This is a genomic window from Falsiroseomonas ponticola, assembly GCF_016805305.1.
Taxonomy (GTDB): Bacteria; Pseudomonadota; Alphaproteobacteria; order Acetobacterales; family Acetobacteraceae; genus Falsiroseomonas; species Falsiroseomonas ponticola.
In genome coordinates this window covers 278,714-304,604 of sequence record NZ_JAERQN010000002.1, presented here as the reverse complement: position 1 = coordinate 304,604, position 25,891 = coordinate 278,714, and the positions used below count along the sequence as shown (strand labels likewise).

20 protein-coding genes and 1 tRNA gene are annotated in these 25,891 nt (G+C 72.3%); 7 read left to right on the top strand and 14 right to left on the bottom strand.

The genetic code is table 11. The features are described from left to right. Nucleotides 1-92: 92 nt before the first annotated feature. Nucleotides 93-1,202, bottom strand: coding sequence for an alanine racemase (locus JJI54_RS08965; RefSeq protein ID WP_203072619.1), 1,110 nt, complete (start codon nt 1,200-1,202; stop codon nt 93-95). Then, nucleotides 1,202-2,320, bottom strand: a complete 1,119-nt coding sequence (locus JJI54_RS08960; protein WP_203072618.1) for a pyridoxal-phosphate dependent enzyme — start codon at nt 2,318-2,320, stop codon at nt 1,202-1,204. The genes JJI54_RS08965 and JJI54_RS08960 overlap by 1 nt, the downstream gene beginning before the upstream one ends. 49 nt (nt 2,321-2,369) lie before the next feature. On the opposite strand from JJI54_RS08960, the gene JJI54_RS08955 reads away from it, so the two are divergent. After that, the gene (locus tag JJI54_RS08955) at nt 2,370-3,470 is read left to right on the top strand and encodes a M20/M25/M40 family metallo-hydrolase (protein ID WP_203072617.1); all 1,101 of its coding nucleotides are present in this window, start codon (nt 2,370-2,372) and stop codon (nt 3,468-3,470) included. A 15-nt stretch (nt 3,471-3,485) separates the two neighbouring features. On the opposite strand, the gene JJI54_RS08950 is transcribed toward JJI54_RS08955, so the two are convergent. The 3 genes from JJI54_RS08950 to JJI54_RS08940 are packed head-to-tail and all read right to left on the bottom strand — an operon-like array spanning nt 3,486 to nt 6,449. Beyond that, entirely contained in the window at nt 3,486-4,178 is a 693-nt protein-coding gene (locus tag JJI54_RS08950) for an ABC transporter ATP-binding protein (RefSeq protein ID WP_318987472.1), read from the bottom strand. Further along, nucleotides 4,165-5,400 carry an ABC transporter permease gene (locus tag JJI54_RS08945; RefSeq protein WP_226381574.1) on the bottom strand — a complete coding sequence of 412 codons (1,236 nt, stop codon included), beginning with the start codon at nt 5,398-5,400 and terminating at the stop codon, nt 4,165-4,167. Before JJI54_RS08945 ends, JJI54_RS08950 begins: the two co-directional genes overlap by 14 nt. Nucleotides 5,401-5,408: 8 nt before the next feature. After that, nucleotides 5,409-6,449 (bottom strand): efflux RND transporter periplasmic adaptor subunit, encoded by a 1,041-nt coding sequence (locus JJI54_RS08940; protein WP_203072615.1) that lies wholly within the window; start codon nt 6,447-6,449, stop codon nt 5,409-5,411. 100 nt (nt 6,450-6,549) lie between these two features. On the opposite strand from JJI54_RS08940, the gene JJI54_RS08935 reads away from it, so the two are divergent. Next, nucleotides 6,550-6,624, top strand: a tRNA-Thr gene (locus JJI54_RS08935). 872 nt (nt 6,625-7,496) lie between these two features. Here JJI54_RS08935 and JJI54_RS08930 read toward each other — a convergent pair. Together JJI54_RS08930 and JJI54_RS08925 are read right to left on the bottom strand one after the other, a co-directional pair. After that, nucleotides 7,497-8,147: an invasion associated locus B family protein gene (locus tag JJI54_RS08930; RefSeq protein WP_203072614.1), complete on the bottom strand. Its 651-nt coding sequence runs from the start codon at nt 8,145-8,147 to the stop codon at nt 7,497-7,499. A gap of 25 nt (nt 8,148-8,172) precedes the next feature. Beyond that, the gene (locus JJI54_RS08925) at nt 8,173-14,691 is read right to left on the bottom strand and encodes an autotransporter-associated beta strand repeat-containing protein (protein ID WP_203072613.1); all 6,519 of its coding nucleotides are present in this window, start codon (nt 14,689-14,691) and stop codon (nt 8,173-8,175) included. A 254-nt stretch (nt 14,692-14,945) separates the two neighbouring features. On the opposite strand from JJI54_RS08925, the gene JJI54_RS08920 reads away from it, so the two are divergent. From JJI54_RS08920 to JJI54_RS08910, 3 genes are all read left to right on the top strand, one after another. Next, nucleotides 14,946-15,977, top strand: coding sequence for an amino acid ABC transporter substrate-binding protein (locus JJI54_RS08920; RefSeq protein WP_203072612.1), 1,032 nt, complete (start codon nt 14,946-14,948; stop codon nt 15,975-15,977). A 64-nt stretch (nt 15,978-16,041) separates the two neighbouring features. Then, nucleotides 16,042-17,187, top strand: a complete 1,146-nt coding sequence (locus JJI54_RS08915) for an amino acid ABC transporter permease (RefSeq protein ID WP_203072611.1) — start codon at nt 16,042-16,044, stop codon at nt 17,185-17,187. Nucleotides 17,188-17,189: 2 nt separating this feature from the next. Then, the gene (locus tag JJI54_RS08910) at nt 17,190-18,284 is read left to right on the top strand and encodes an amino acid ABC transporter permease (RefSeq protein WP_203072610.1); all 1,095 of its coding nucleotides are present in this window, start codon (nt 17,190-17,192) and stop codon (nt 18,282-18,284) included. 65 nt (nt 18,285-18,349) lie between these two features. On the opposite strand, the gene JJI54_RS08905 is transcribed toward JJI54_RS08910, so the two are convergent. The 3 genes from JJI54_RS08905 to JJI54_RS08895 are packed head-to-tail and all read right to left on the bottom strand — an operon-like array spanning nt 18,350 to nt 21,116. Next, nucleotides 18,350-19,063, bottom strand: a complete 714-nt coding sequence (locus JJI54_RS08905; RefSeq protein ID WP_203072609.1) for an SDR family NAD(P)-dependent oxidoreductase — start codon at nt 19,061-19,063, stop codon at nt 18,350-18,352. Between the two features lie 7 nt (nt 19,064-19,070). After that, complete coding sequence (purF, locus tag JJI54_RS08900; protein ID WP_203072608.1) at nt 19,071-20,546, bottom strand: amidophosphoribosyltransferase; 1,476 nt, start codon at nt 20,544-20,546, stop codon at nt 19,071-19,073. A gap of 12 nt (nt 20,547-20,558) precedes the next feature. Next, nucleotides 20,559-21,116 carry a CvpA family protein gene (locus JJI54_RS08895; protein ID WP_203072607.1) on the bottom strand — a complete coding sequence of 186 codons (558 nt, stop codon included), beginning with the start codon at nt 21,114-21,116 and terminating at the stop codon, nt 20,559-20,561. 171 nt (nt 21,117-21,287) lie between these two features. Between JJI54_RS08895 and JJI54_RS08890 the strand changes: the two genes are divergently transcribed. After that, complete coding sequence (locus JJI54_RS08890; RefSeq protein ID WP_203072606.1) at nt 21,288-21,626, top strand: BrnA antitoxin family protein; 339 nt, start codon at nt 21,288-21,290, stop codon at nt 21,624-21,626. On the opposite strand, the gene radA is transcribed toward JJI54_RS08890, so the two are convergent. After that, on the bottom strand, nt 21,586-23,028 hold the full coding sequence (gene radA, locus JJI54_RS08885) for a DNA repair protein RadA (protein ID WP_203072605.1): 1,443 nt from the start codon (nt 23,026-23,028) through the stop codon (nt 21,586-21,588). The genes JJI54_RS08890 and radA overlap by 41 nt on opposite strands. 102 nt (nt 23,029-23,130) lie before the next feature. Here radA and JJI54_RS08880 point away from each other — a divergent pair, with 102 nt between their 5' ends. Beyond that, complete coding sequence (locus JJI54_RS08880; protein ID WP_203072604.1) at nt 23,131-24,231, top strand: serine hydrolase domain-containing protein; 1,101 nt, start codon at nt 23,131-23,133, stop codon at nt 24,229-24,231. A gap of 63 nt (nt 24,232-24,294) precedes the next feature. Here JJI54_RS08880 and JJI54_RS08875 read toward each other — a convergent pair whose 3' ends face one another. From JJI54_RS08875 to JJI54_RS08865, 3 genes are read right to left on the bottom strand one after another with little or no spacing between them, the layout of a single operon-like run. Continuing rightward, entirely contained in the window at nt 24,295-24,627 is a 333-nt protein-coding gene (locus tag JJI54_RS08875; protein WP_203072603.1) for a four-helix bundle copper-binding protein, read from the bottom strand. 57 nt (nt 24,628-24,684) lie between these two features. Continuing rightward, the gene (locus JJI54_RS08870; protein ID WP_318987471.1) at nt 24,685-25,389 is read right to left on the bottom strand and encodes an RES family NAD+ phosphorylase; all 705 of its coding nucleotides are present in this window, start codon (nt 25,387-25,389) and stop codon (nt 24,685-24,687) included. Beyond that, nucleotides 25,386-25,820: an antitoxin Xre-like helix-turn-helix domain-containing protein gene (locus tag JJI54_RS08865; RefSeq protein ID WP_203072602.1), complete on the bottom strand. Its 435-nt coding sequence runs from the start codon at nt 25,818-25,820 to the stop codon at nt 25,386-25,388. The genes JJI54_RS08870 and JJI54_RS08865 overlap by 4 nt, the downstream gene beginning before the upstream one ends. Nucleotides 25,821-25,891: the final 71 nt, after the last annotated feature.

The following is a 25,891-nucleotide window of genomic DNA, read 5'->3' as shown; positions in this document are numbered from 1 at the left end:
CACCAATCCTGACGACATCGTATCCATGCCGGGGATCGGAAGCTTCCGCAAGAAATGTCACATTTCGAAAAAAAAGCCGCCCGATCAGCGCATTACCAGCCGTTAATCCGCGACCAGATGGCGACCACCCGGCCCCCTTCCAGCACATGGTAGCGGTCATGCGCCGCCGCCGTCAGGCAGACATGGTTCGGCACCACGCGCACCCGCGCGCCGACGGGCAGGCGGTCGATCGGCAGCGCGCCCCCTTCCGCCGCGCGGACCTCCCCATGTTCCTGGTGCACGCGCGTCACCAGCGCATCGCCCAGCGTGGCGTGGCCGTCGCGGTCCAGCACGCGGCCGAACTTCCAGTCCCGCGGCGCGCCTTCCGTGCTGCGGTCCTTGGACAGCGCCAGCGCCCCGGCATCCAGCAGCACCGCGCCGCGCTGCGGGTAGCGGCCGATGACGCTGCCCAGCACCGTCACCGCGATATCCTCCAGCGGATGGGTGCCGATCTGCCCCTGCAGCAGGTCGCCCATCATGTACACGCCGGCCCGCATCTCCGTCACACCCTCGAGGTGCCGCGCATGCATGGCGGTGGGCGATGCGCCGGCCGAGACGATGGCCACCTTGTGCCCCGCCTCGCGCAGGCGCGTGGCGGCCGCGACGATGCCGGCGCGCTCCGCCTCCGCGATCTCCGCCATCTGCGCATCGCTGCGCCCGGCATAGGAGTGGCCTGAATGGGAGAGCACGCCGGCGAGCTTCGGGCCGAGTGCCTGCGCGATGGCCAGCAGCGCCGTGCCATCCACGGAGACGCCCGCGCGCCCCTCCCCCACATCCACCTCGACCAGGGTCGGCAGCACGCCCGGATGCGCCGCGATGGCGCGGGCCGTCTCCAGGTCATCGGTGATGATCTTCACCGAGGCGCCCTGCGCGTTCAGCGCCGCCACCTGTTCCAGCTTCGCGGGCACGATGCCCACGGCATAGACCTGGTCGAGGAAGCCGTGCTCCGCGAAGTAGCGCGCCTCCGCCAGCGTCGAGACGGTGATGGCGCCCTTGCCGGGGGCGGCGAGGTCCGCGACCTGCGCCGATTTCGCGGTCTTGAGGTGCGGGCGCAGCATCACGCCGGGATGCCGCGCCATGGCGGCCTCCATCCGCGCCAGGTTGCGCTTCAGCACATCGAGGTCGAGCAGCAGGCAGGGCGTCGGCAATTCGTCGAGCGTCATCAGATCGCCACCCCCATGAGTTCCGCATAGCGCGGCGTGGCCTTGAGGCCCGTGCCCGTCAGCACCACCACCGTCGTCTCCCGCGCCGCGATCGTCCCGGCGGCGAGGAGCTTCGAATAGGCGGCAGCCGCCTGGGCGCAGGTGGGCTCCACATAGATGCCGGTCCGGGCCAGGGAGAGGCTGGCCGCGGCGATCTCCGCCTCCTCCAGCAGCACGGCGCCGCCGCCCGACTCGCGTAGGGCGGTCAGGCATTCCGGCAGGCGGATGGGCTGGGCGATGGCCGTGCCCTCCGCGATGGTGGGCTGCGCGGCCTGTTCGGGCAGGCCCAGCGCCGCGCGGGCGATCGGCCCGCAATTGGCGGGCTGCGCGGCGAAGATTTTCGGGAGTTTCCCGATCTGCCCTGACCGCAACAGCTCCGAGAATCCGAGCCAGCAGCCCAGCACGTTCGATCCCGCGCCACAGGGGACGATGACGTTGTCGGGCGCCTTGAAGCCGAGGTCCTCCCAGAGTTCGTAGGCCAGCGTCTTCGTGCCCTCCAGGAAGAAGGGCTGCCAGTTGTGGCTGGCGTAGAACAGCTCCGCGGACTTCGCGAGCGCCGCATCCGCGCAATCCTGGCGCGAGCCGGGAATGAGTTCGATGGTGGCACCCGCGGCGCGGGACTGCACGGTCTTGGCCGGGCTGGTGCTGGCGGGGACGAAGATCGTCGCCGCGATCCCGCCCGCCGCCGCATAGGCGGAGACGGCTGCGCCGCCATTGCCCGAGGAATCCTCCAGCACCGCCGCCACGCCCTGGTCCTTCAGCAGGGAGAGCATGACGGAGGCGCCGCGATCCTTGAACGACCCCGTCGGCATGAACCATTCGCATTTCAGCAGCGCCGTGCCGCCGGGCAGGGCGCGTTCCACCAGCGGCGTGCAGCCCTCCCCCATGCTGATCCGCGCCTTGGGCGCCCAGGGGAGTGCGGCGGCATAGCGCCAGATGCTGCGCGTGCCCGTCTCGATCTCGTCCTTCGAGAGGCCGGGGCGTTGCGTCAGCAGCAGCGGCGCCTGGCCGTCGCCGCACCAGCGGGGGGTGGAAAGGGGCCAGGTCCGGCCGGTCCGGGGGTCGAGGTAGCTCTGCATGGCGGCACTCTCCCTTGCCCGGCGGGCCGCGGCAAGCGAGGCTCCCCGCATGATCACGACCGACCCCGTCCTCCGCCTGGCTGCCGACCTGATCGCCATCGACAGCCGATCCTCCCTCTCCAACCTGCCGGTCGCCGAGCGGGTGGAGCAGGAACTCCAGGGGTTCGAGGTGGAGCGGCTGGACTACACCGATGCCAACGGCGTCGCGAAGCGGGCGATCGTCGCCCATAAGGGCCCGAAGGGCGGCTATGCCCTGTCCGGCCACATGGATACGGTCCCCGCCACGGGGTGGGAGAGCGCGCCCTGGACGCCGCGGATCGACGAGGCGGGGTTCCTGCACGGCCTGGGCTCCGTGGACATGAAGGGCCAGGTGGCCGCCGCCATCATCGCGGCCCAGCGCGCCCCGGCCGATATCGGCGCCACCCTCCTCATCACCGCGGATGAGGAGACGACGAAGCAGGGCGCCGCCATCATCGCGAAGCAGTCCGCGCTGGCGAAGTCGCTCGGCCTGAAGGGCATCGTGGTGGCGGAGCCGACGGGGCTGGTGCCGGTGCGCGGCCATCGCAGCCACATCGCCTTCACGGCGGTGGCGCGAGGGCTGCAGGCGCATTCCTCCACCGGCAAGGGGATCAACGCCAACTGGAAGCTGCTTCCCTTCCTGGCCGCGATGCGCAGCGTCCATGACGAGCTTCGCAGCAACCCCGCGCTGCAGGACCAGGCCTACGATCCCCCCTTCAGCGACTTCAACCTCGTCATCGACAACCACGGCACGGCGATGAACGTCACGGTCGCCAAGGCCAGCGCATTCATCAAATTCCGCTACAGCGCGAAGGTCGATCCCAAGCCCATCCTGCACGCCGTCCGCCAGGCGGCGCGGGAGGCCGGGATCGAGCTGGCGGAGCAGCATGAGGGCTTCCCGCCCGAACTGGCCCTGGACCACCCGCTGGTGGCGCTGGCGGTGTCGCTGACCGGCCAGCCCGCCCGCACCGCGCCCTACGGCACCGATGCCAGCGAATTGCAGGCCCTCGCCCCCTGCGTCGTGCTCGGCCCCGGGGATATCAGCACCGCCCACACGCCCCGCGAATGCGCCCGCGCGCAGGATCTGGTGGATGCCGTGCCGGTCTTCGGGCGCTTCCTCGCCTCGGCCTGAGCCCTCGCCAGGCGCTCAGGCGCCGCTGTCGCTGACGACCCGCCCATCCACCAGCTGGATGCGCCGGGTCGCGCGCCGCGCCAGGTCCGGGTCATGCGTCACCACCACCACGGTGCGGCCCTGGTCGCGCGTCAGCCGCTCGAAGATGTCGAAGACCGCGCGGGCATTGGCGGTGTCGAGGTTCCCCGTCGGCTCATCCGCCAGGACCAGCGCGGGGTCGTTCGCCAGCGCCCGGGCGATCGCGGCGCGCTGGCGCATGCCGCCGGAGAGCTGTTCCGGCAGCTTGCGCGCGGCCTCCGCCAGCCCCAGCGCGCCGAGCAGCGCCATCGCGCGGTCCCGCACCGCCGCCCCCTTCAGCCGGCCGAGCCGCCGCATCGGGATCTCCACATTGTCCAGCGCGGTGAATTCCGGCAGCAGGAAGTGGAACTGGAAGACGAAGCCGAGCTTCGCGAGGCGCAGCGCCGCCAGCTCGTTGGTGGAAAGCCGCGCCGTGTCCCGCCCCTCCAGCGCCACATGCCCGGCACTCGGCCGGTCCAGCAGGCCGAGCAGGTAGAGCAGCGACGATTTCCCCGACCCGGACGGCCCGGTGACGGCGACGAATTCGCCCCGCCCGATGGTGATCGTGACGTCCCGCACCAGCACCGCGCCTTCCGGCAATTGCCTTGTGGCGCCGGCCGTCTCCAGCAGCGGCGCGTCAGGCGGCGCCACGCACCACCTGCACGGGATCGAGCTTGCTGGCGCGCCGCGCCGGGATGACGGAGGCGATGCCGGCCGCCATCAGCGCGAAGAAGCTGGCCGCGGCGTAGATCCGCCAGTTGCGGTCCATGATGAAGCCGTTGGCGCCGGATGGCGTCGCGGTCGCGAAGCGGATCTGGGCCAGCGCCTCGATCATCAGCGCGCCCAGCGCGCAGCCGATGACGGCGCCGAGCAACCCCGCCACCAGCCCCTGCACCAGGAACAGCAGCTGGATGTCGCCCTCCGTGAAGCCCAGCGACTTCAGGATGGCGATGTCGCGCGTCTTCTCGAACACCACGGTGGAGATGATGTTGTAGATGCCGAAGGCCGCGACCAGCAGGATGGCGCCGGTGACGGAATAGGTGATGGCGTTCTGGATGACGAAGACCGTGAGCACATTGGCGCTCTGCTCCTCCCAGCTCTCGGCCCGGTCGCCGAAGCGGGATTCGATCAGCCGCGCCATCGGCTCCGCCTGCGTCACATCGGCCAGGCGCACCAGGATCTGGTTCACCACGTTCGGCCGGTCCTGCAGCACCTGGTTCACCTTCAGCAGCGCGAAGGCGTGGCCCTGGTCCACCGTCTGGATGCCGGTGCGGAACAGCCCCGCCACCTGCATGGACAGCACCACCCCCTGGGGCGAGATCACCGTCAGCGTGTCGCCCATCCCGATGCCGAGCCGCTCCGCCAGCCCGACGCCGATGATGATGCCGTTCGCCGTGCGCCGCAGGTCCTCGAGCCGCCCGGCGACCATGTCCTTCTCGATGTTGGAGACGCGGGCATGCCGCGCGGGGTCGATGCCCGTCACCACGGCGGAGACGTCGCGCGAGCCGTAGCGCATCAGCGCCTGGCCCTGCAGCACGGGGGCGGCGGCGACACCCTCCATCGCCTCCAGCATCGCCACCTTGTCGCCGGCGGCGCGGATGCCGCGGATGCGGTCCCTGGGCTTCACGCCCCGCAGCGCGATGGCGGCCTCGGGATGCGCCAGTTCCGCCGCCTGCGGCGCGGGGATGCGCGTCTCGTCCTTGATGGTGATGTGGGGGGCGACGTCGATGATCTGGTCCACGAAATAGGTCTGGAAGCCGCGCATCAGCGCCACGATCGCGATGAAGAAGGCGACGCCGAGCGCGACCCCGCTGACCGAGACCAGCGTCTGCCGCCGCCGGCGCGCCAGCATGCCGCGCGCGATGTCCATCATCAGGAACATCAGGGCGGCGCCAGGCGGACCGCCTGGCCGTCCACGAGGCCCTCCGGCGGCGCCAGCACTACCGCCTCCCCGGCCGAGAGCCCGCGCCGGATCTCCACGCTGCGCGGCGCCTGGACGCCGATCTCCACCTCCCGCCGCCGCACCCGCTCCTTCTCCACCACCCAGACGAAGGGGGCGGCGCGGGCGGTGCCGGGCGCCGCGCCGCGGGGCGCGGGGGGCAGCACCACGGCGGCGGGCGGCAGCAGGATGGCGTCCGGCGTCTCCCGCAGCACGATGTTCGCCTCCACCGTCATGCCGACCAGCAGCGGCGTGTCGTCCGGCAGGGCGAGGCGCACGCGATAGGCCTTGCGGGTGGTGTCGCCCTTCGGCGTGATCTGCGTGACCGCCGCCGTCAGCACCCGGCCGGCGAAGGCATCGGCGCGCAGCAGCACGCGCTGGCCGGTGGCGATGCGGGCGATATCCTCCTCATCCACCTCGGCCGTCACGCGCAGCGGCCGGGGCTCCCCGATCCAGAACAGGCTGGCGGGAGTATCGACCACCTCCCCCACCTCCACGTCCCGGCGCAGCACCACGCCATCGGTGGGCGCGCGCACCAGGTAGTCATCCAGCCGCTGCACCGCGGCATCGGCGGTGGCGCGGGCGGCGCGGGCGTCGCGTTCCGCCCGCTCCAGCGTGGCGCGGGCGGCGATGTCGCGCGCCACCAGGGTGCGGGTGCGGGCCAGGTCTTCCTGCGCGAAGCGGGCGCGGGCCTCGGCCTCATCGGCCATCGACCGGGTCTGGCGGTCATCGATCCGGGCCAGCACCTGGCCTTCGGTGACGCGCGCCCCCTCCTCCGCCATCACGGCGCTGACGCGGCCGCGCACCGCGGGGCCGACCCGGGCCCAATGGACCGGCTCCACCGCCCCGGTGGCATAGACCGCCTCCATCGCCGTGCCGGTGGTGGCGGTGGCGATCCGGACGCGCGGCGGCAGGCCGAACAGGGTCCAGAGGACGGCGCCGCCGATGGCGAGACTGGCAAGGAGGAGCAGGAGGCGGCGCATCTGGGGCGACGCTAGCCCCTTTTCGGCGCCTCGGGCAGTGTCCCGGCGCAAGGCGGGTTGTCCGCGGCCGCGCCGGGCGCTATAGGCCCCGCCGCAGCGTGCCGGCATAGCTCAGTGGTAGAGCAACTGATTCGTAATCAGTAGGTCCGCGGTTCAAATCCGCGTGCCGGCACCATTTTTTCCAGTGGGTTGCCCCCACCGCTGCGGACGCCACCGGACCATGATCAGGCGAGACGTGCAGGTCGGGGCTGAGGCGTGGCTTTCGGGCGGCCAGGCCGATCCTTCCTCCGGCAGCCGGCCTGCTTCCCGCTGAGCGCCAACGGCGCCCGATGCCTGCGCCTGGGGCGCCTCCACGAATGCGCGGGCGGCAGAAGCGTAGACCATCGCGACGGGCGGCGGCGGCAACCCGGTCGCGTGTCTCCTGCTCATGGCATGACCCGCACCCCATCACCCGCAGGGAAAAGAACCACGGGAAGCCAAGCGCGCAGCGCAGGAGGCCGATTTCATGCCTATCTGGTGCGGTCATGGAATGCATGCGATTCCTGCGATCTCAAGCGGAGATCGCCCATGCGCCTCATGCCCCTCGCCGCCCTCGCCCTGCTGGCCGCCGGCTGCGCGCCTACCCGGTTGGACTACGCCAGCCGCTGCGCTGGCCAAGGCGTCCAGCTGGGCACGTCGGACATGGACCGGTGCGTCGTGAATGCCGACAGCAGGATCCGCGAAGGGGGGGTGTTTCGGGGCGGCCGCCCGCCGGCCCCGCAATCCGTCTTCGCGGCGCCCGACAACGGTGTTCCCGCCAACCGATTCTGAGCGGCACTCTCCAACCCCCCCCCCGACCTGCCCGACCCGCCCTTCATGCGGGGATCGAGCGGCCGGCCAGGCGGGAGGCAAGGCGGCGGACCGAACGGGCGCCGCGCGTCACCTGAACGCTGGTGACCGGGCCTTCGCGCCGCCCGCGCACCGGATGAAGCGCGCGCCAGGCTGGATCGGCTTCGCCGACTGATCGGCGCAAGGAACCGCGCGGCGAAGGCCACCGCCCTGGCAATGTCACCGCGTCTCCCGCGCCAGCGCCTCCGCCGCCGCGGCGAAGCCCCGGAAGCTCGCGGGCAGCGCCATCTCCTGCCCCGCCGCGTCCCGCCATTCCAGCCGGCTCAGCTGTTCCGCCGGCAGGGCGCGCAGGCGGCGCACCGCATCCTCCCGCAGCTCGATCTCCGCGAAGCAGCCCAGCCGGTTGCAGCTCTGGAAGGGCAGGGCCAGCGGCTCCGCCCCTTCCAGCACCAGCCGCACGGGCTGGGAGACGCGGATATTCACCGGCAACTGCGCCACCAGGCGCAGCGGTGCCTCCCGCGTCGCGCGGCCCAGCGCCAGGGCGGCGCCCAGCTGGCGGCCCTGGTCGCGCACGCCCATCACCATCTCGCAGGCCCGCGCGGGGGCGCGGCCGGCGCAGTTCACCGACCAGTCGCCGAATTGCGCGCTGGTGCGCTCCGGCGCCTCGGCGCCCAGCGCGGCCGGGGTGGCCACCGGGGTGGCGGCCGGGGCGCTGCCCGGCGTCGTCACCACCGGGCTCGGCGCGGGGCGGCCCGCGGGCTGCGCCACCGGCCCCACCAGCGGCCACAGCACCGCGCCGCCCGCCACCACCAGCAGCCCCGCCGCCAGCCCCCATTGCCGCCCGCGCGGCACGACCCTGCGAAGATCCATCGTCACTCCTCCTCCTCTGCCCGGTTCACCACTGGAAGCGCGCGCCGATCTGGCCGGCATGGCTCGACACATCGGCCTGCACCACGCCGTCATAGGCGGCGAAGAGCGTGACGCCCCCCGGCAGGCCGAGGTCGATCCCCACCCCGCCCAGCGCCGCCGTGCGGCCCCGCTTCGCGCTTTCCGCCGTCATGGCCGTGCCCGGCGCGCCGGCGAAGGTGCTGGTGGTGCGGGCGGCCGCCTCCTCCAGCTCCTGCGCCAGGTGCAGGCGCAGCGTCGGGCGCAGCGTGTAGCCATCGCCGAGGCTCGCCACCGTCTCCGCCCGCAGGCCGGCGGTGGCGCGCAGCCGGCTCAGCTGGCTGTCCTCCACCGTGAGCGAGAGGACGCTCGCCCCCTGTTCCGCCAGCCGGCCGCGCGACAGCGTGTCATGCCGCAGGCCGAGGCTCGGCTGCACCTGCCAGCCGCCAAGGCTGTGCCGCGTGCCGGCCTCGATCGCCGCGGCGGTGCCGAGACCCCCGCCCGAGCCATGCGCGGACAGCCCGTTGAGGCCGAGGTTGCGGCGCGCCGCGACGCGGGCATGGCCGAGCCCCGCCTGCGCATCCACGAAGAACGGCCCCCGGGTCCAGCTGGCATAGAGCGCGCCGTGCACCGCCTCTCCGCCCACGCGCGCATCGGCGCCGCTGCTGCTGATGCGCCCGCTGCTGCCGCCCAGCGCCAGGCCCAGCAGCACGCCGCCCTCCAGGCGGACATCCATGCCCACCGCCATGCCGCTGGTGCTGGCGCGGTAGCCCGTGTCGCCGGTGGCGTCGAAGCGCGCATTGCCCCCGAAGCCGCTGGCCCAGGCGGTGCGGCCGCCTTCCGCCGCCAGCGTGGCGCGCCCCGCCAGGCCGCGCCGCGCCGCCATCTCCGCCGCGATCACCTCGCCGAAGGCGCGGCTGCGGTCGATGCCGACCGCCAGCGCATCGCCATAGATCGTGCCGGCCAGGCGCGTCATCAGCGGCGGCAGGGCCGCCGGCGCCTGGCTGAACAGCGTGGCGAGCACCGCCGTCCGCTCCGCATCCGTGCGCAGGCCGGGCTCCGGCCGCAGCGCATCCAGCCCGGCCGCGACGCCGCGCTGGTTCGGCGTCAGCCCGATGCCGAAGGGGTTGAGGTTCGCGTAGGTGGCGGGCGTGGCGTAGAGCGTCAGCGCCTGCGCGGTGTAGAGCGCATCCATCCGGCTGCCGGGCAGCAGCCCCTCGGGCTGCGTCAGCCCGGCGAAGCTGCCCAGCACGCCGCCATCCGCCTGCACCACGGTGAAGGCCTGGCCGACCGGCGGGCTGTAGGCATTGGTGGCGTCGCCGGTGATGCCGCGCAGCACGGGGATGATGGTGCCGCCCTGCGCCGTGAAGCTGCCGCCAGCCACGACGACGCGGCTGTAGTTGCCCGCCCCCGTCCCCGTGCCCGGCCCATCGATGTCGAGCCGCAGCGTGCCGGAGGACCCCATCACGACGGGGGCCAGGAAGGTCAGCGTGCCCGGGCTGTTGCCCGGCGCCAGCACGCCGTTGATGGTGGTGGGGGTATAGACCTGCCCGGTGCCGCGCAGCGTGGCATTGGCCAGCACGGTCAGCCCCTCGGCCCCCACCGTGATCGGCCCCTGCACGGTGGCATTGCCGTTGAATAGCGTGACGTCGGGCGCATTCGCCTGCTGCATGGCGATCGGCCCGCTCAGGTTCAGCACGAAGCCATTGGCATCGATCTCGCCGGCCTGATTCACCTGGATCGGCCGGGTCGAATTGAAGCTCGCCAGCGCCAGCAGCTTGCCGTTGTCGATCACCAGCGGCGCGGTGGGCTCGCCGAGTGCCGCATCGCTGCCGACGGCCAGCGTGGTGCCGCCGATCACCAGCGTGCCGCCGCTGTAGCTGTTGCTGCCCGTCAGCGTCAGCACGCCGCCGCCATCCGCCACCAGCTGGCCGGCGCCGCCGATGGCGCCGGAGAGGGTGATGGCCCGGCGGTTGGTATCCACCGTGCCGCTGCCCGCCAGCGTGATGGCGCGGGCGGAGGTCGCATCCGCCAGGAAGCGCAGCCGCCCGTCATCCAGGCTGATGCCGCCCGACGCCGCCCCCAGCGCCCCGTCGCCCGCCACCGCCAGCGTCGCGCCATGGGTCACGAAGGTGCCGCCGCTGTAGCTGTTGAGGCCGCTCAGCGTCATCGTCCCGCCGCTGACGGCGAAGCCGCCCGTGCCGCCGATGCTGCCCGTGAATTCCGTGCTGGCGGCCGTCACCGTCAGCCGCCGCGCGCCCAGCGCCACGCTGCCCGCGCCCGCCAGCGTGGTGATGGCGGCGCCCGCGCTGGTGGCGCCGATGCCGAAGGTGCCGGCGACATCGACGATCGAAGCCTCCGCCACGCTGCCCGTCCCCGCCAGTTCCAGCACGGCGGAGGAGGCGATGGTGAGCGCGCCGCGGAAGATGTTCTGGCCCGAGAGCTGCTGCGTGCCGCCGGTGACCGTGACGCCACCGCTGCCCGTGATGCCGCCCGCGAAATCCGTGCTGCCCGCCGTGATGGTCAGCGTCCGGGTGCCGAGCCGCATCACGCCGCCGCCCGACAGCGACCGGATCGAGGCGCCCCCGCTGGTGCCGGCGATGGAGGCGACGCCATCGCTGCGCAGCGCGGCGGCATCGGCGATGCTGCCCGCGCCCGCCAGTTCCAGCGTGGCCCCCGCATCGACCCCGACGGTGCCGGTCAGCGTATTGGCGCCCGCCAGGCGCTGCGTGCCGCCGGCGACGGTCACGCCGCCACTGCCGCCGATCACGCCCGCGAAGGTCGTGCTGCCCGCCGTGATGGTCAGCGTCCGCGCGCCCAGCGCGACGCTGCCCGAACCCTCCAGCGTGCGGATCGCGGCGCCGGCCGTGCTGCCCGCGATGTCGAGCGTGCCGTCGGCCAGCACGCCCGCGGAGGCGGCGATGCTGCCGCTGCCCGTCAGCGCCAGCGTCGCGCCCACCTCGATGACGGCCGCGCCGGTGAAGGCGTTGGTGCCGGACAGCGCCTGCGTCCCGCCCGCGACGATGACGCCCCCGCTGCCCGCGATGCCGCCCGCGAAGCCGGTGCTGCCCGCCGTGATGGTCAGGCTGCGCGTGCCCAGCGCGACGCTGCCCGTGCCTTCCAGCGTCGTGATGGCCGCGCCCGCGCCGGTGCCGGCGATGCTGAAGCTGCCATCGGCGCGCAGGCGCTCGGCCGCCGCCACGCTGCCCGCCCCCGTCAGCGCCAGCGTCGCGCCCGCATCGATGATGGCGGCGCCGGTGAAGCCGTTGCCGCCGGTCAGCGTCTGCGTGCCGCCCGCGATGGTGATGCCGCCCGTCCCGCCGATGCTGCCCGCGAAGCCCGTGCTGCCCGCCGTGATGGTCAGGCGCTCCGCCCCCAGCGCCACCGTGCCGCCGCCCGTCAGCGTGCGGATGCTCGCGCCGCCGGCGCGCGCGCTGATGTCGAAGTTGCCATCCGCCTGCACCGCCGATGCGGCGGCGATGGCGCCGCTGCCCGCCAGCGCCAGCGTCGCGCCCGCATCGATGATGGCGCTGCCGGTGAAGCCGTTGCCGCCGGTCAGCGTCTGCGTGCCGCCCGCGATTGTCACGCCGCCCGTGCCGCCGATGCTGCCGCCGAAGCTTGTGCTGCCCGCCGTGATGGTCAGGCGCTGCGCGCCCAGCGCCACGCTGCCCGTGCCCGCCAGGGTCGTAATGCCGGCGCCCGCCGTCGTATCCGCGATGCTGAAGGTGCCATCGGCCTGCACCAGCGCCGCATTGGCCAGGCCGCCCGCGCCGTTCAGCGCCAGCGTCGCGCCGCTATCCACCCGCGCCGTGCCGGCGAAGCCCGCATTCGCCCCCGTCAGCGTCTGCGTCCCGCCCGTCACGCGCAGCAGGCTGGATCCCGTGCCGGTGATGCCGCCGCCGAAGCTGGTGCTGCCGGCGGTGATGGTCAGCGTCGTGCCGCCCAGCGCCGCCGTGCCCGTGCCCGCCAGGGTGCGGATCGCCGTCGCCGTATTGCCCGTGACGTCCAGCGTGCCGCCGAGCTGCAGCTGCGAGGCCTGCGCGATGCTGCCGCCGCCCGAGAGCACCAGCGTCGCGCCATGGGCGACGCTGGCCTGGCCGGTGAAGCCGTTGCTGCCCGTCAGCGTCTGCGTCCCGCCGGAGAGGGTCAGCCCGCCCGTGCCGCCGATCGCGCCCGCGAAGCTGTGCGCGCCGGCCGTGATGGTCAGCGTCCGCGCCCCCAGCGCCACGCTGCCGGCGCCGGACAGGCTGCCGATGCTGGCGCCGCCGGTCGTGGCGCTGATGTCGAAGCTGCCCTCCGCCGCCACGCGGGACGCGCCCGCGATGCTGCCCGTGCCGGAGAGCGCCAGCGTGGCGCCGGATGCGATGGTGGCCTGGCCGGTGAAGGTGTTGCTGCCCGTCAGCGTCTGCGTGCCCGCCGCGATGGTCAGCCCGCCCGTGCCGCCGATCGCGCCCGCGAAGGTCGTGCCGCCCTGGGTGATGGTCAGCGTCCGCGCGCCCAGCGCCACCGCCCCCTGCCCCGACAGTTGCCGGATGCTGGCGCCGGACGTCGTGCCCGCGATGTCGAAGCTCGCGCCGGAATCGACCGTGACGCCGCTCGATGTCGCGATGCTGCCGCCGCCGCGCAGCGCCAGCGTGCCGGACTGGATGGTGGTGGCGCCGGCATAGTCATTGGCCGCCGTCAGCACGAGCCGCGCGCTGCCCCGGTTGCCCGTGACATTCAGCCCGCCATTGGACAGCACGCCGGCCAGCACGGCCTCGTTGCCGCCATTCTCCTCCACCCGGACCGTGCGCGTGCCGCCGCCGAGGTCGATGGCATTGGCGAAGGTCACGTTGCCCGTGGCGGTCGCGGAGCCGAGCACCAGGCTGTCCGTGTTCGCGACGAAGCCGGTGCTGCCCCAGGTGAGCCCGGCGCCGCCATTCAGCGACACCGTCAGGTCCCCGCCCCCGCCCGCGAAGCCGCCGGATCCCGTCCATTGCACCCGCCCGGGCTGGGCGCCGATGAAGCGGCTGAAGGTGCCGCTGGATTCCAGCACGCCGCCGGCCAGGTTCAGGTTGCTGGCATTGTGCAGCCCCACGCCATCCACCGCGCGCAGCGCGCCGCCGGTGATCCGCGTCTCCCCGGTATAGGTGTTGGTGCCGTTGAAGATGACGAGGCCGCTGGCGATGGTGACGCTGGCGCCCTGCCCGGTGGCCACGCTGCCGAAGCTGATGCTGGCCGCGCTGTCATCGGCGATGCCGCCATTCACCGTGATGGTGTTGCCCGCCCCGGCCGCGAAGGTGACGGTGGCGCCCCGCATGGCGAAGATGTCGCTGCCCGCGGTGGAGCCGACGGCCCCGCCATTCAGGCTGCCGCCGGCCAGCACGGTATTGGATCCGAGGGTGGTGTTCCCGGTGATGGTCAGCGACCCGCCATCCCGCACGAAGACCGCGCCGCCCAGGCCCGACCCGCCGCCGCCGCCCGCGCTGGCCGCCACGCCGTTGCCCACGCCGCTGCTGCCCACGCCGCCGCCGAAGCCCGCCGCGCCGCCCGCACCCGCCGCGCCCCGCGTGGCGCCCAGCCCGCCATGGCCACCGGAGCCACCGCCGGCGCCGAACCCGCCCGCGCCACCCGTGCCGCCCGCGCCGCCCAGCCCATCCCGCGCGCCGCCCTCGCCCGTGCCGCCCGCACCGCCCGCGCCGCCACGGCCGCCGCCGAAGCCGAAGCTGCCCTGGCCGCCGACGCCGCCCGCGCCGCCATCGCCGCCCAGCCCCACATCGCCCGCCGCCAGCGCATTCTCCCAGGTGACGAGCTGGGCCGTCGCCTCCCCCAGCGCCGCCGTCGCGGCGACCAGGGCCGCGGCGGCGGCGATGGCCTGGGCGGGGTTGGGTGGCACCTCGGCCGAGGCCGCGGTCACCTCCGCGATCGCGACGGCTTCCGCGACGGTCGCCTGGGTGACCGCATAGATCAGCGCGGGGTTCGTGGCCCAGCCATCGCTGCCGCGCCCGCCGGTGCCGCCCGTGCCGCCGAAGCCGGCGGTGCCCGCCCCGGCATTGCCGCCATTGCCGCCCAGCATGCCGTTGCCGTTGCCGTCGCCGATCAGGACGACGTTGTCGCTGAACACCGTGCCGGTGCTGCCATTGGCGCCATTGGCGGTGGCCGTCAGCAGCCCGTTCAGCACACCCCCCGTGAAGCCGCTGCCGCCGGTGCCGCCGATGGCGCTGTTGCCCGCCATGGTCACGCTGTTCAGCACCAGGCTGGCGCCCGAATCGACGAAGACCACGCCGCCCAGCCCGGCGCCCCCGCCGCTGCCCGCCCCGCCCTGCGTCACGAAGTTGGAGACGGTGGCATTGCTGATGGTCAGCGTCGCGCCCTGCACCAGGTAGCCGCTGCCGAAGGCGCCGTTCTGCGTGCCGGTCAGGGTGCGGTCCGCCGTCACCACCTCCCCGGCCACGCCGGGCGCGGCGACGCCCACCAGGATGAAGACGGGAACGACGACGACCGAACGCGGCCGGGCGTGACGCCTCGCTCGGTACTTCCTGGACTTCATTCGGTGGAATCTTTCCCCGGTGCATGCGCGGCTTTTCCGCGCGCCGAGACCTAGCCGCCGGGCGTTTAATCCAGGGTTACCGCCCGCCGCCGCGCGCCCCCGCGCCGCCTGACCAAGCCGGCGGCACAGGGCGGGGCATTCGCCCAGAAAATGGCCACCCAATTACAATCTTGCAATTAGATGGACTTCCGGCCATGTCCCCGCGCGGAAGCGAGGACCGGAACGGTCCCGCGGGGTAACAGGGAAGCAGAGAGATGAAGTGGTCGATGCTCGCCGCCGCCGCGGCGGCGTTCATGTCCCTTGGCGTGTCGGAGGCCCTGGCAGGCCGCGACCTGGACCAGATCAAGCAGCGCAACACGCTGCGCTGCGGCGTGCAGGGCCCCTCCAACCCCGGCTTCGGCGTGCCGGACAGCCAGGGCCGCTGGTCCGGCTTCAACGTGGAAGTCTGCCGCGCCATCGCCATCACCATCTTCGGCGACCCGAACCGCGTCGAATTCGTCCCCGTCACCACCCAGTCCCGCTTCCCGGCGCTCTCCTCCGGCGAAGTGGACGTGCTGTCCAACAACACCACCTGGACGCTGACGCGCGACAGCAACGTCAACCGCTTCAACCAGCCCGCCATCACCTTCTACGACGGCCAGGCCATCATGGTGCCGCGCCGCCTGAACGTGACCAGCGCGCGCCAGTTGAACGGCGCCACGGTCTGCGTGCAGCCCGGCACGACGACGGAGCTGAACATCGCGGACTACTTCCGCGCCAACAACCTGCGCTTCACGCCGGTCGTCATCGCCGACCTCGATGAGGTCCGCCGCGCCTATGACAGCGGCCGCTGCGACGTCTTCACCAACGACTTCGCCGCGCTGGCCGCCCAGCGCACCCTGCTGACGCGCCCCGCCGACCACGTCATCCTGCCGGAGCGCCTGTCCAAGGAACCGCTGGCCGTCACCATCCGCCAGGGTGACGAGGAACTGACCAACATCGTCGCCTGGACCACCTTCGCCCTGATCGACGCCGAGGAACTCGGCATCACGAGCGCGAATGTCGAGCAGATCGCGGCCTCCTCCACCAACCCCGTCGTGCGCCGCCTGCTCGGCGTCGAGGGCAACATGGGTGAGAGCCTGGGCGCCGCCCGCCCCGACTATGTCCGCCAGATCATCCGCACCTTCGGCAACTACGGCGAGATGTTCGAGCGCCACCTCGGCACGAACACCCCGCTCGGCCTGGAGCGCGGCATGAACAACATCTGGACCCGCGGCGGCCTGCTCTACGCCCCGCCGGCGCGCTGATCCCACGCCCAGGAAGGGGGCCCCACGCCCCCTTCCCCCCCTGCCTCCCCGGGATCAGCGCCGCATGAGCCTGTCCGTCCTTCGCGGCCCCGCCCGCGGCTACCTGATCCAGGCGGCGCTCCTCGTCGCACTCGTCGCCACGGGCCTGTGGCTGTGGTCCAACGCGGAAGCCAACATGGCCGCGCGCGGCCTGCGCTTCGGCTTCGGCTTCCTCGACCGTTCCGCCGGCATCCCGATCGGCGAAAGCCTCATCCCCTACACGCCGGCCGATACCTATCGCCAGGCGCTGACCGTCGGCCTGCTGAACACGCTGCGCGTCGCCATCATCGGCTGCATCCTGGCCACCATCCTCGGCGTGCTGCTGGGCCTGGCGCGGCTCTCCGCCAACCCGCTGCTGCGCGCGCTGACCGGCGGCTATATCGAGGTCATCCGCAACACGCCGCTCGTCCTCCAGCTCGTCTTCTGGCACGCCGTGATGCTCCAGATGCCGAGCGTGCGGCAGGCGCTGAACCCGCTGCCCGGCGTCTTCCTCAGCCAGCGCGGCCTGAAGATTCCCGCCCTGATGGCGGACCCCGCGCTCTACGCCTTCCTCGCCGCACTCGCCGCCGGCGCCATCGGCTGGTGGGTGCTGCTGCGGCGGGAACGCGCGCGCCAGGTGGCAACGGGCGAACGCCGCCCGACCGTGCTGCCGGGCCTGGCCATGCTGGCGGGCTTCCCCGCGCTGTCCATCGCCGCCGGCTTCGTGCCGCAGGTGCAGTGGCCGGAACTCGCGGGCTTCAACTTCGAAGGCGGCCTCGCCCTCTCCCCGGAATTCTTCGCCCTTCTCGTCGGCCTCGTCGTCTACACCGCCGCCTTCGTGGCGGAGATCGTGCGCAGCGGCATCCAGTCCGTCCATCGCGGCCAGTGGGAGGCAGCGCGCGCGCTGGGCCTGCCGGGCGGGCGCATCATGCGCCTCGTCATCCTGCCGCAGGCGCTGCGCGTCATCATCCCGCCCATGACCTCGCAATTCCTGAACCTGACGAAGAACTCCTCGCTCGCGGTGGTCATCGGCTACCCGGACCTCGTCTCCGTCGCCAACACCTCCATCAACCAGACCGGCCAGGCGATCGAGGTCATCACCATCTTCATGACCATCTACCTGGCGCTGAGCCTCATCACCTCCGCGCTGATGAACTGGTACAATGCGCGCGTCGCGCTGAGGGAGCGCTAACCATGGCACATGGCGCCGACGCGCCGGGGCGTGCCGCCCCCACCCTCCCCGGCTTCGCCGCCCGCGCCATCGGCTTCGCCCGCGCCTGCTTCGATGGCCCGCTGAACGCCGCCATCACGCTGGGCTGCCTGGCGCTGCTCTGGTGGCTGGTGCCGCCCTTCTGGGACTGGGCCGTGGCGCGCGCCACCTGGAACGGCAACGCCAATGCCTGCCGGGAAGCCGGTGGCGCCTGCTGGGCCTTCATCCGGGAGAAGTTCTGGTTCTCCATCTTCGGCCTCTACCCCTACGAACAGCGCTGGCGGCCGGCGACGATGATGACGATCCTCATCGTCATGGTCGTGGCCTCCACCCAGCGGCGCCTCTGGGGCCGCGGGCTGCTGCTGGCCTGGGCGGTCGCGGCGCCCGCCATGCTGGTGCTGATGGCGGGCGGCGTGCTCGGCCTGCCCGCGGTGCAGACGCGGCTCTGGGGCGGGCTCACCATCACCGGCGTCATCGCGGTCTATGGCCTGGCGCTCGGCTATCCCCTCGCCATCCTGCTGGCACTCGGCCGGCGCAGCGACCTGCTGCTGGTGCGCTGGTTCTCCACCGCCATCATCGAATGCGTCCGCGGCGTGCCGCTGATCAGCCTGCTCTTCATGGCGGCGATCATGCTGCCGCTGTTCCTGCCGGAGGGCGTGACGCTGGACCGCCTGGCCCGCGTGCTGGTCGCCTACACGCTCTTCACCGCGGCCTACATGGCGGAAGTCATCCGCGGCGGCCTGCAGGCCATGCCGCGCGGGCAGTACGAGGCCGCGGACGCGCTCGGCCTCTCCTACTGGAAGAAGATGCGGCTGGTCATCCTGCCGCAGGCCCTGACCATCACCATCCCGTCCCAGGTCAACACCTTCATCGGCCTGTTCAAGGACACGACGCTGGTGGTGGTGATCGGCGTCTTCGACTTCTTCACCACGCTCCGCGCGGCCCTCGGCGACCCGAACTGGCTGGGCTTCGCGACGGAAGCCTACGTCTTCGCGGCCGGGGTGTACTTCCTGCTGTGCTTCACGATGAGCCAGTATTCGCAAAGGCTGGAACGGAGCCTGCGGCCGGGAGGACGGTAATCCCGGGAAAGGCTCTGCCTTTCCCGGACCCTATCCGCCAGGGGCGAACCGCCCCTGGACCGTCTTCAGAGGGTGATGCGCTCGGCGTGGCGGGTTTCGCTCGGCAGACAGAGCGCGGCCAAAGCGGGGGCGACGTCGGCGGGCTGGGCGATGGTCGCGGGGTCCTCGCCGGGCATCGCCGTCGCCCGCATGCGCGTCGCCACCACGCCAGGATCGGCCAGGTTCACGCGCAAGGGCGTATTCGCCACCTCCTGCGCCCAGGTCTGCACCAGATGCTCCATCCCCGCCTTGGCGGCGCCATACATGCCCCAATAGGCCTTGGGCCGCAGCACGCGGCCGCTGGTCAGGAACACGGCACGGCCGGCATCGGAAGCCCGCAGCGGCGGGTCGCAGGTGCGGATCAGGCGCCAGGCGGCGGTCAGGTTCACCGCCATCACCTCCGCCCAGTCCCGGGGGTCGATATGCGCCACCGGCGTCAGCTTGTTCAGCGCGCCGGCATTGTGCACGAGGATATCCAGCCGGCCGAACCGCTCCATGACGGAAGGGCCCACCAGGTCCAGCTGCTTCTCCGCATCCTTCTGCAGGTCGAGCGGCAGCAACGTCGCCCCCCGCCCCGTCTCGGCGCGGATCTGGTCATCCACCTCCTCCAGCCCGCCCTGCGTGCGGGCGATGAGGACGAGCTGCGCGCCCAGCCGGGCCAGTTCCAGCGCCAGCGCCGCGCCGATGCCGCGCGACGCGCCGGTGACGAGCGCGACACGATCCTGAAGCGGGAGGGACATGGCGATCCTAGCGGTTGGCAGCCTGGAGGAGCGACAGCGGACGCTCCGAATTATCCTGCGAATCCGTCAGCGGAATCGCGTAGTCGCCGGTGAAGCAGGCATCGCAATAGGCCGGCGCCCCGGCATCCCGCCCCTTCTTGCCGAGCGCCCGATACAGCCCGTCCAGCGAGATGAAGGCCAGGCTGTCCGCGCCGATGATCTGCGCCATCTCCGCCACGTCATGCTTCGCCGCCAGCAGCTTGCCGCGCTCCGGCGTGTCGATGCCGTAGAAGCAGGAATGCGTCGTGGGCGGGGAGGAGATGCGCATATGCACCTCCGTCGCGCCGGCCTGGCGCACCATCTCCACGATCTTCCGGCTGGTCGTGCCGCGGACGATGGAATCGTCCACCAGCACCACGCGCTTGCCCTCGATCATGCTGCGATTGGCGCTGTGCTTCAGCTTCACGCCGAGGTGCCGGATCTGGTCCGTCGGCTCGATGAAGGTGCGGCCGACATAGTGGTTGCGGATGATGCCGAGCTCGAAGGGAATGCCGGCTTCCGCCGCATAGCCCATCGCCGCCGGCACGCCGCTGTCCGGCACCGGCACGATGACGTCGGCCGCGACGCCGGATTCACGGGCCAGCTCCGCGCCGATGCGCTTGCGCGTGTCATAGACCGGCGTGCCTTCGACCACGCTGTCGGGCCGCGCGAAGTAGATGTATTCGAAGATGCAGAAGCGCGACTGCGCCCGCGCGAAGGGGCGGATCGACTTCATGCCGCTGTCGTCGATCATGATGATCTCGCCCGGCTCCACATCCCGCACCATGTCGGCGCCGATGATGTCGAGGGCACAGGTCTCGCTGGCCAGCACATAGCCGCCGGTGGCGAGCTTGCCGAGCACCAGCGGCCGCACGCCCAGCGGATCCCGCGCCCCGATCAGCGCGCCGTTGTGCAAGGCGACCAGGCTGTAGGCGCCCTGCACCTGCTTCAGCGCGTCGATCAGCCGGTCCATCACGGTGGTGTAGAGGCTGATGGCGATGAGGTGGATGAACACCTCGCTGTCCGTGGTGGACTGGAACAGGCAGCCGCGGCGCACCAGGGCGCGCTTCAGCTGGTGGGCATTGGTCAGGTTGCCGTTATGGGCCACCGCGAAGCCGCCGAATTCGAAATCGGCATAGAGCGGCTGCACGTTGCGCAGCGCCGTCTCTCCGGTGGTGGCGTAGCGGTTGTGGCCGAGTGCCGCACGCCCCGGCAGCCCGGCGATGACCTGCGCATCGCCGAAATTGTCGCCCACCAGCCCGCGGCCCTTATGGGCATGGAACTGCCCCTGCCCCGCGAGGGAGACGATGCCCGCGGCTTCCTGCCCCCGGTGCTGCAGGGCGTGCAGGCCGAGCGCGGTCAGCGCCGCGGCGTCGCTGCTGCCCCAGATGCCGACGACGCCGCATTCCTCATGCGGGTGGTCGTCATCGCCGGTTTCCCAAGGCTGGGTTGAAAGATCGGTCATGCGCGTCCTTCGCTACCGGCTGCGCGCGGGGGGGCGGAGCAGCTGGTCCATGCTGGGATCCTGGCGGCCCGTGCCCTCAGGCAGGCGCGGGCGGAATTCCTCGGGCAGCTTCGCCACCACCCAGGCCGCGCCATCGGCCGCGAGCGGCAGGCTGCGCGCTTCGCGGACGGGGTCAGGCCATTTGTCGGTGGCGGGCAGCAGCAGCCCGGCGACGATATAGGCAACCACGACGAGGAAAGCACCCCGCGCGGCGCCGAACAGCAACCCCAGCGCGCGATCCACGCCACCCAGCGCGGAACGCTGCACCTTGCCCGCCAGCCAGGCGATGATGATCTTCAGCACGACGAGCACCGCCAGGAACACCACGCCCACCGCGGCGCCGGTGGCCAGCCAGGGCGGCTGGACGTATTGGGCGGCGATCGGGGTGGCCTGCGGCTCCGCCACCACGGCAGCGATGATCGCCCCCGCCCAGGCCCCGATGCCCAGCACTTCGCGCACGAGACCGCGGAAATAGGCGAGGCCCGCCGAAAGCAGGATCACCGCCAGGACAAGGCCATCAACCCAGGTCATCGGGCGCGGGTATAGCGGGGGCGGGGCGGGGTGTCATGGTGGTGTCTTGGGGGATGTAAGGTGAGGAACCGGTATAGCGACGCGATCCCCACCCCGACCCTCCCCCACCCGCCCGGGGGAGGGTCGGGGTGGGGGTCCGCACAACAACGAGGCAGCAGCCAGGGCCACCTCATGACCGACGACAACCACATCCGCCGCTACTCGATGCTCGGACTGTATGAGAAGCGCGCCCGGGGCGAGAGCCGGACCGATGACACCTACATCCGCTCGCTGACCGAAGCCGAGCTCGAGCGATCCATCGCCGACGACCCCGACTGGAAGGACATTCCGCCCGACTGGCACGACAACGCGACCGTCGTCCGCGCGCCGGCCAAGACGCTCATCCCGATCGACGAGGACATCGTCGAGTGGTTCCGCGCCAGCGGCCCCGGCTACCAGACCTGGATGAACGCCGTGCTCCGCGCCTATGTCATGGAGCAGAAGAGGAAGCAGGGGCCAGGGAAGCCGTAGCCCCCTCCCCCTTCTTCTTCACCGTCCTGGCCGCGAAGATCGCGACCAGGTCGGCCAAATGCCCCGTCTCCGTCAGCTTCAGCCCCGGCACCGCCGCCGGCGGCGCGGACCCGCGCGCCACGCGCCGCGGCAGGGTCGCCGCCGTGAAGCCGAGCTTCTGCGCCTCCCGCATCCGGCTCTCGGTCTGGGACACCTGCCGCACCTCGCCGGAGAGCCCGACCTCCCCGAAATACACCGCGCCGGGGTCCGTCGGCCGGTCTGTCGCGGCGCTCACCAGCGCCGCCGCCACCGCCAGGTCCGCCGCCGGCTCCGCGATGCGCAGCCCGCCGGCCACGTTGAGATAGACATCGTTCATGCCCACCCCCAACCCGCAGCGCGTCTCCAGCACCGCCAGCAGCATGGCCAGCCGCCCGCTATCCCACCCCACCACCTGCCGCCGGGGCGATCCGCCCGAACTGGGCGAGAGCAGGCATTGCACCTCCACCAGCACCGGCCGCGTGCCCTCGATCCCCGCGAAGACCGCGCTGCCCGACACATTCCCCCGCCGCTCCGCCAGGAACAGCGCGGAGGGGTTCGCCACCTCCACCAGCCCGCGCTCCGTCATCTCGAAGACGCCGATCTCATCCGTCGCGCCGTAGCGGTTCTTCACCGCGCGGAGGATGCGGAACTGGTGGCCGCGATCGCCTTCGAAATAGAGCGTCGCATCCACCATGTGCTCCAGCACCCGCGGCCCCGCGAGCGTCCCCTCCTTCGTCACATGCCCGACCAGAACGATGGCGAAGCCCCGCGCCTTGGCCAGCCGGATCAGCTCCGCCGCGCAGGCCCGCACCTGGCTGACCGTGCCGGGCGCCGAATCCAGCGCGTCCAGCCACACGGTCTGGATGGAGTCGATGATGACCAGCGCGACATCCTGCTCCCCCTCCAGGCTCGCCACGATGTCGCGCAGGCTGGTCGCGGCCGCCAACCCCAGCGGGCTGTCCGTCAGGCCGAGCCGCGCCGCGCGCAGCCGCACCTGCTCCACCGCCTCCTCGCCCGAGATGTAAAGCGCGCGCCGCCCGGAACTCGCGATCCGCGCCGCCGCCTGCAGCAGGATGGTGGATTTGCCGATGCCCGGATCGCCGCCCACCAGCACGGCGGAGGCCGGCACGAGCCCGCCCCCCAGCACCCGGTCCAGCTCCGCGATCCCCGTCAGGATCCGCTGCGGCGGCGCCGACCGCCCCTTGAGGCCCACGAACTCCACCCGCCGCCCGCCCCCGGCCTTGGCCGCCGGGCCGGGGCCGCGCGCCTCCGTCGTTTCCTCGGACAGCGTGTTCCATTCGCCGCAGGCATCGCAGCGGCCCTGCCATTTCGGGTGCGGCGCGCCGCAGGCCTGGCAGACATAGCGGGTGACGGGCTTGGCCATGCGACGTGGCTAGCACGAAACAGGAACGGCAATGAAGGGGGTCCCGGCTGGACCCCGCATCGCATCGGGTCCACCGTTTCCCGCATCACGGAGGAAGCCGCCATGATCCGCCCCACCCGCCGCGCCACGCTGGCCGCCGGCGCCCTCACCCTGCTCGGCGCCCCCAGCCTCGCCCAGACCCCGGCCATCCCCGGCACCAACTGGGCCCGCCACGCCCGCCCGGAAGACGCCGGTTTCCGCAGCGACGGCCTCGCGGAGGTCGAGCGCATGACCAAGGACCTCACCACCACCTCGCTGATGGTGGTGCGCGGCGGCCGCATCGCCTGGAGCCTCGGCGACATCGCCGAGGTCAGCTACCTCGCCTCCGCCCGCAAGAGCATCCTCTCCATGCTCTATGGCCGCTACGTCGCGGACGGGACCATCGACCTCGACCGCAGCATCGGCGAGATCGGCATCGATGACGTGCAGACCCTGCTGCCGATCGAGCGCACGGCCAAGATCCGCCACCTGCTGACGGCGACCTCCGGCGTCTACCACCCCCAGGGCAGCCCGGGCGGCTCCACCACCGGCGTCCCGGCCCGCGGATCGCGGGAACCCGGCACCTACTTCTACTACAACAACTGGGACTTCAACGTCTGCGGCACGGTGTTCGAGAAGCTGACAGGCAAATCCGTCTTCGCGGCGCTGACCAGCGACCTCGCCGGCCCGCTGGGGCTGGAGGATTACGACGCCTCCCGCCAGCGCATGCTGGGCTTCCCCGACCAGTCCCGCCACCTGGCCTACCACCTCTTCCTCAGCGGGCGGGACATGGCACGCCTCGGCCTGGTCATGGCCCGGGGCGGCCGCTGGGGCGACCGCCAGGTGATCCCGGCCGACTGGGTGCGGGAAAGCACGAAACTCCGCATCCCGGCCGCCAACCTGACGGAGGGCTTCAAGGACGGCCCCCTCGGCTACGGCTACCTCTGGTGGGTGCCGGAAACCCGCACCGGCGCGGCCTGGCGGAACGCGGCACTGGCGAATGGCAACTACGGGCAGTTCATCCTGGTGATGCCGGAAACCGACACCGTCATCGTCCACCGCCGCGCGGTGACGGACGCCTTCGCCATCGGACGGAACATGGGGACGGACAACTCCAACCCGCGCGGCGTCACCTCGGGCGAGTTCCTGCGGCTGGCGGACGCCATCGTGGCGGCGGGCGCGTAGCACGCAGGGGGGCGCCGCCCCCCTGCAACCCCCTGCCAGGGGCGAGACGCCCCTGGACCGTCGTCAACGGGGACGGGCCATCCGGCCGCATTCCTCGGCGCAAGCCCGACAGGAGGCGGCGCAGGCCTGCATGGCGGCGTCCGCCCCGGGATGGCCCTCGCACTCCTCGGCGCATTGCCGGCAGATCTCGGCGCATTCCGCGCAGAGATGCGGGTGGTGCTCCGACCCCCTGATCATGAAATCCGCGCTGGTGGCGCAGATCTGCGCGCAATCCATCATCAGCCGGATATGCCCGGCCTCCGCATGATGCCCGCCCAGGCCGAGGCAATGCTGGATGGTGGCGAGGCAGGTGCGGTGGCAATCCAGGCACGCAGCGATGCAGCGATCCATGTCCATGGCGTGATGCTCCCTCTCCCGAAGGGGCCATCACGCCCGGCACCAAAGCGGGTTCCCCTACCCCGCCACCCGTTCCACCTCCGGCTCCGCGCGCCCCGCCCAGCGCAACCGCCAGATCGCCCCCTGCGCCGGTGACTGCACGGCATGCGGCCACAGCGCCACCAGGCAGATGCCGCCGGGATCGCGCAGCGACGGATAGAGGATGCCGTTATGCCCCGCCGCCATCACCGCCGCCGCCAGCGCATTGCCGGCGGGATAGCCCCGCGCGGGGTCCGGATGCAGGCAGTCCGGCGGCGGCGCCGCCTCCCGCAGATCGAGGAAGGCACCGGCGAAGGCGGCATGCATCTCCACATACTCGACCACCGCCTCGAAGACGCCGGCGTCGCGCAGATGGTTCGTCAGGTGGAAGCTGACCTCCGCCAGCGCCGTCCGCACCGCCATCGCCGCATACCAGGCGCCGCGCCCCGGCCCGTTGAACCGGTTGAGCGAGCGCGGCTGCGCATAGGCGAAGGCGGCATTGACGAAGGCAGCATGCGGCACCCGCCCGACCAGGTCCTCCGGCGGCAGCCCGGGCAGCCTTCCCGCCGCCGCGCCGAGCCTGGCACTCGTCGCCCCCTCCAGCCGCGCCAGCAGGTCCAGCTCCTCCGTCGTATCGGCCAGCGCCTTCAGCACCGCCTCGCGCAGCCGCGCCGTCGTCACCAGCCGGATGGTCCGCGGCAGCGCCTGCAGCCGGACGGGAAAGCCTTCGACGGCCGGGATCACAGCCCGCCGCGCATCGCATCCACCAGGCGCCGCGCCTCGATCATGCCGGGAATGCCGTCCTCCGCCATGGCGACCAGCGGCGTGCGGCCGCCGAAGAGCGGGTTGCGGTTCGGCAGCCCCGGCCAGCGATCCGCCATCCCATCGGCGAACAGCAGGTGCAGCCCCTTGTAGAGCCCGATCAGCGCGGAGGCCCGTGTCAGCTGATCCTGCGACAGGGTGCCGGACCACCGCCCGGCGCGCATCCGGTCCCAGGTGGTGGCGGAAACGCCAAGCAGCGTCGCCGCCTCATGCCCCGTCACCCCCCAGGCCTCCAGCAGCCGCCTCAGCGCCTTCAGCGCCACCGGCGTGAACTGTGCGCGCTCCGCCTCGCTGGCGAAATTCGGGATCGGGCCGGGCGTCGCGGCGGGCGCGGGATGCAGTGTGGCGGACATGGCGACCTCCAACTGACGGAAAGAATGGCGTCAGCTGGTGCCGGCTTCAAGCGCGCCACCATGTGTCACAC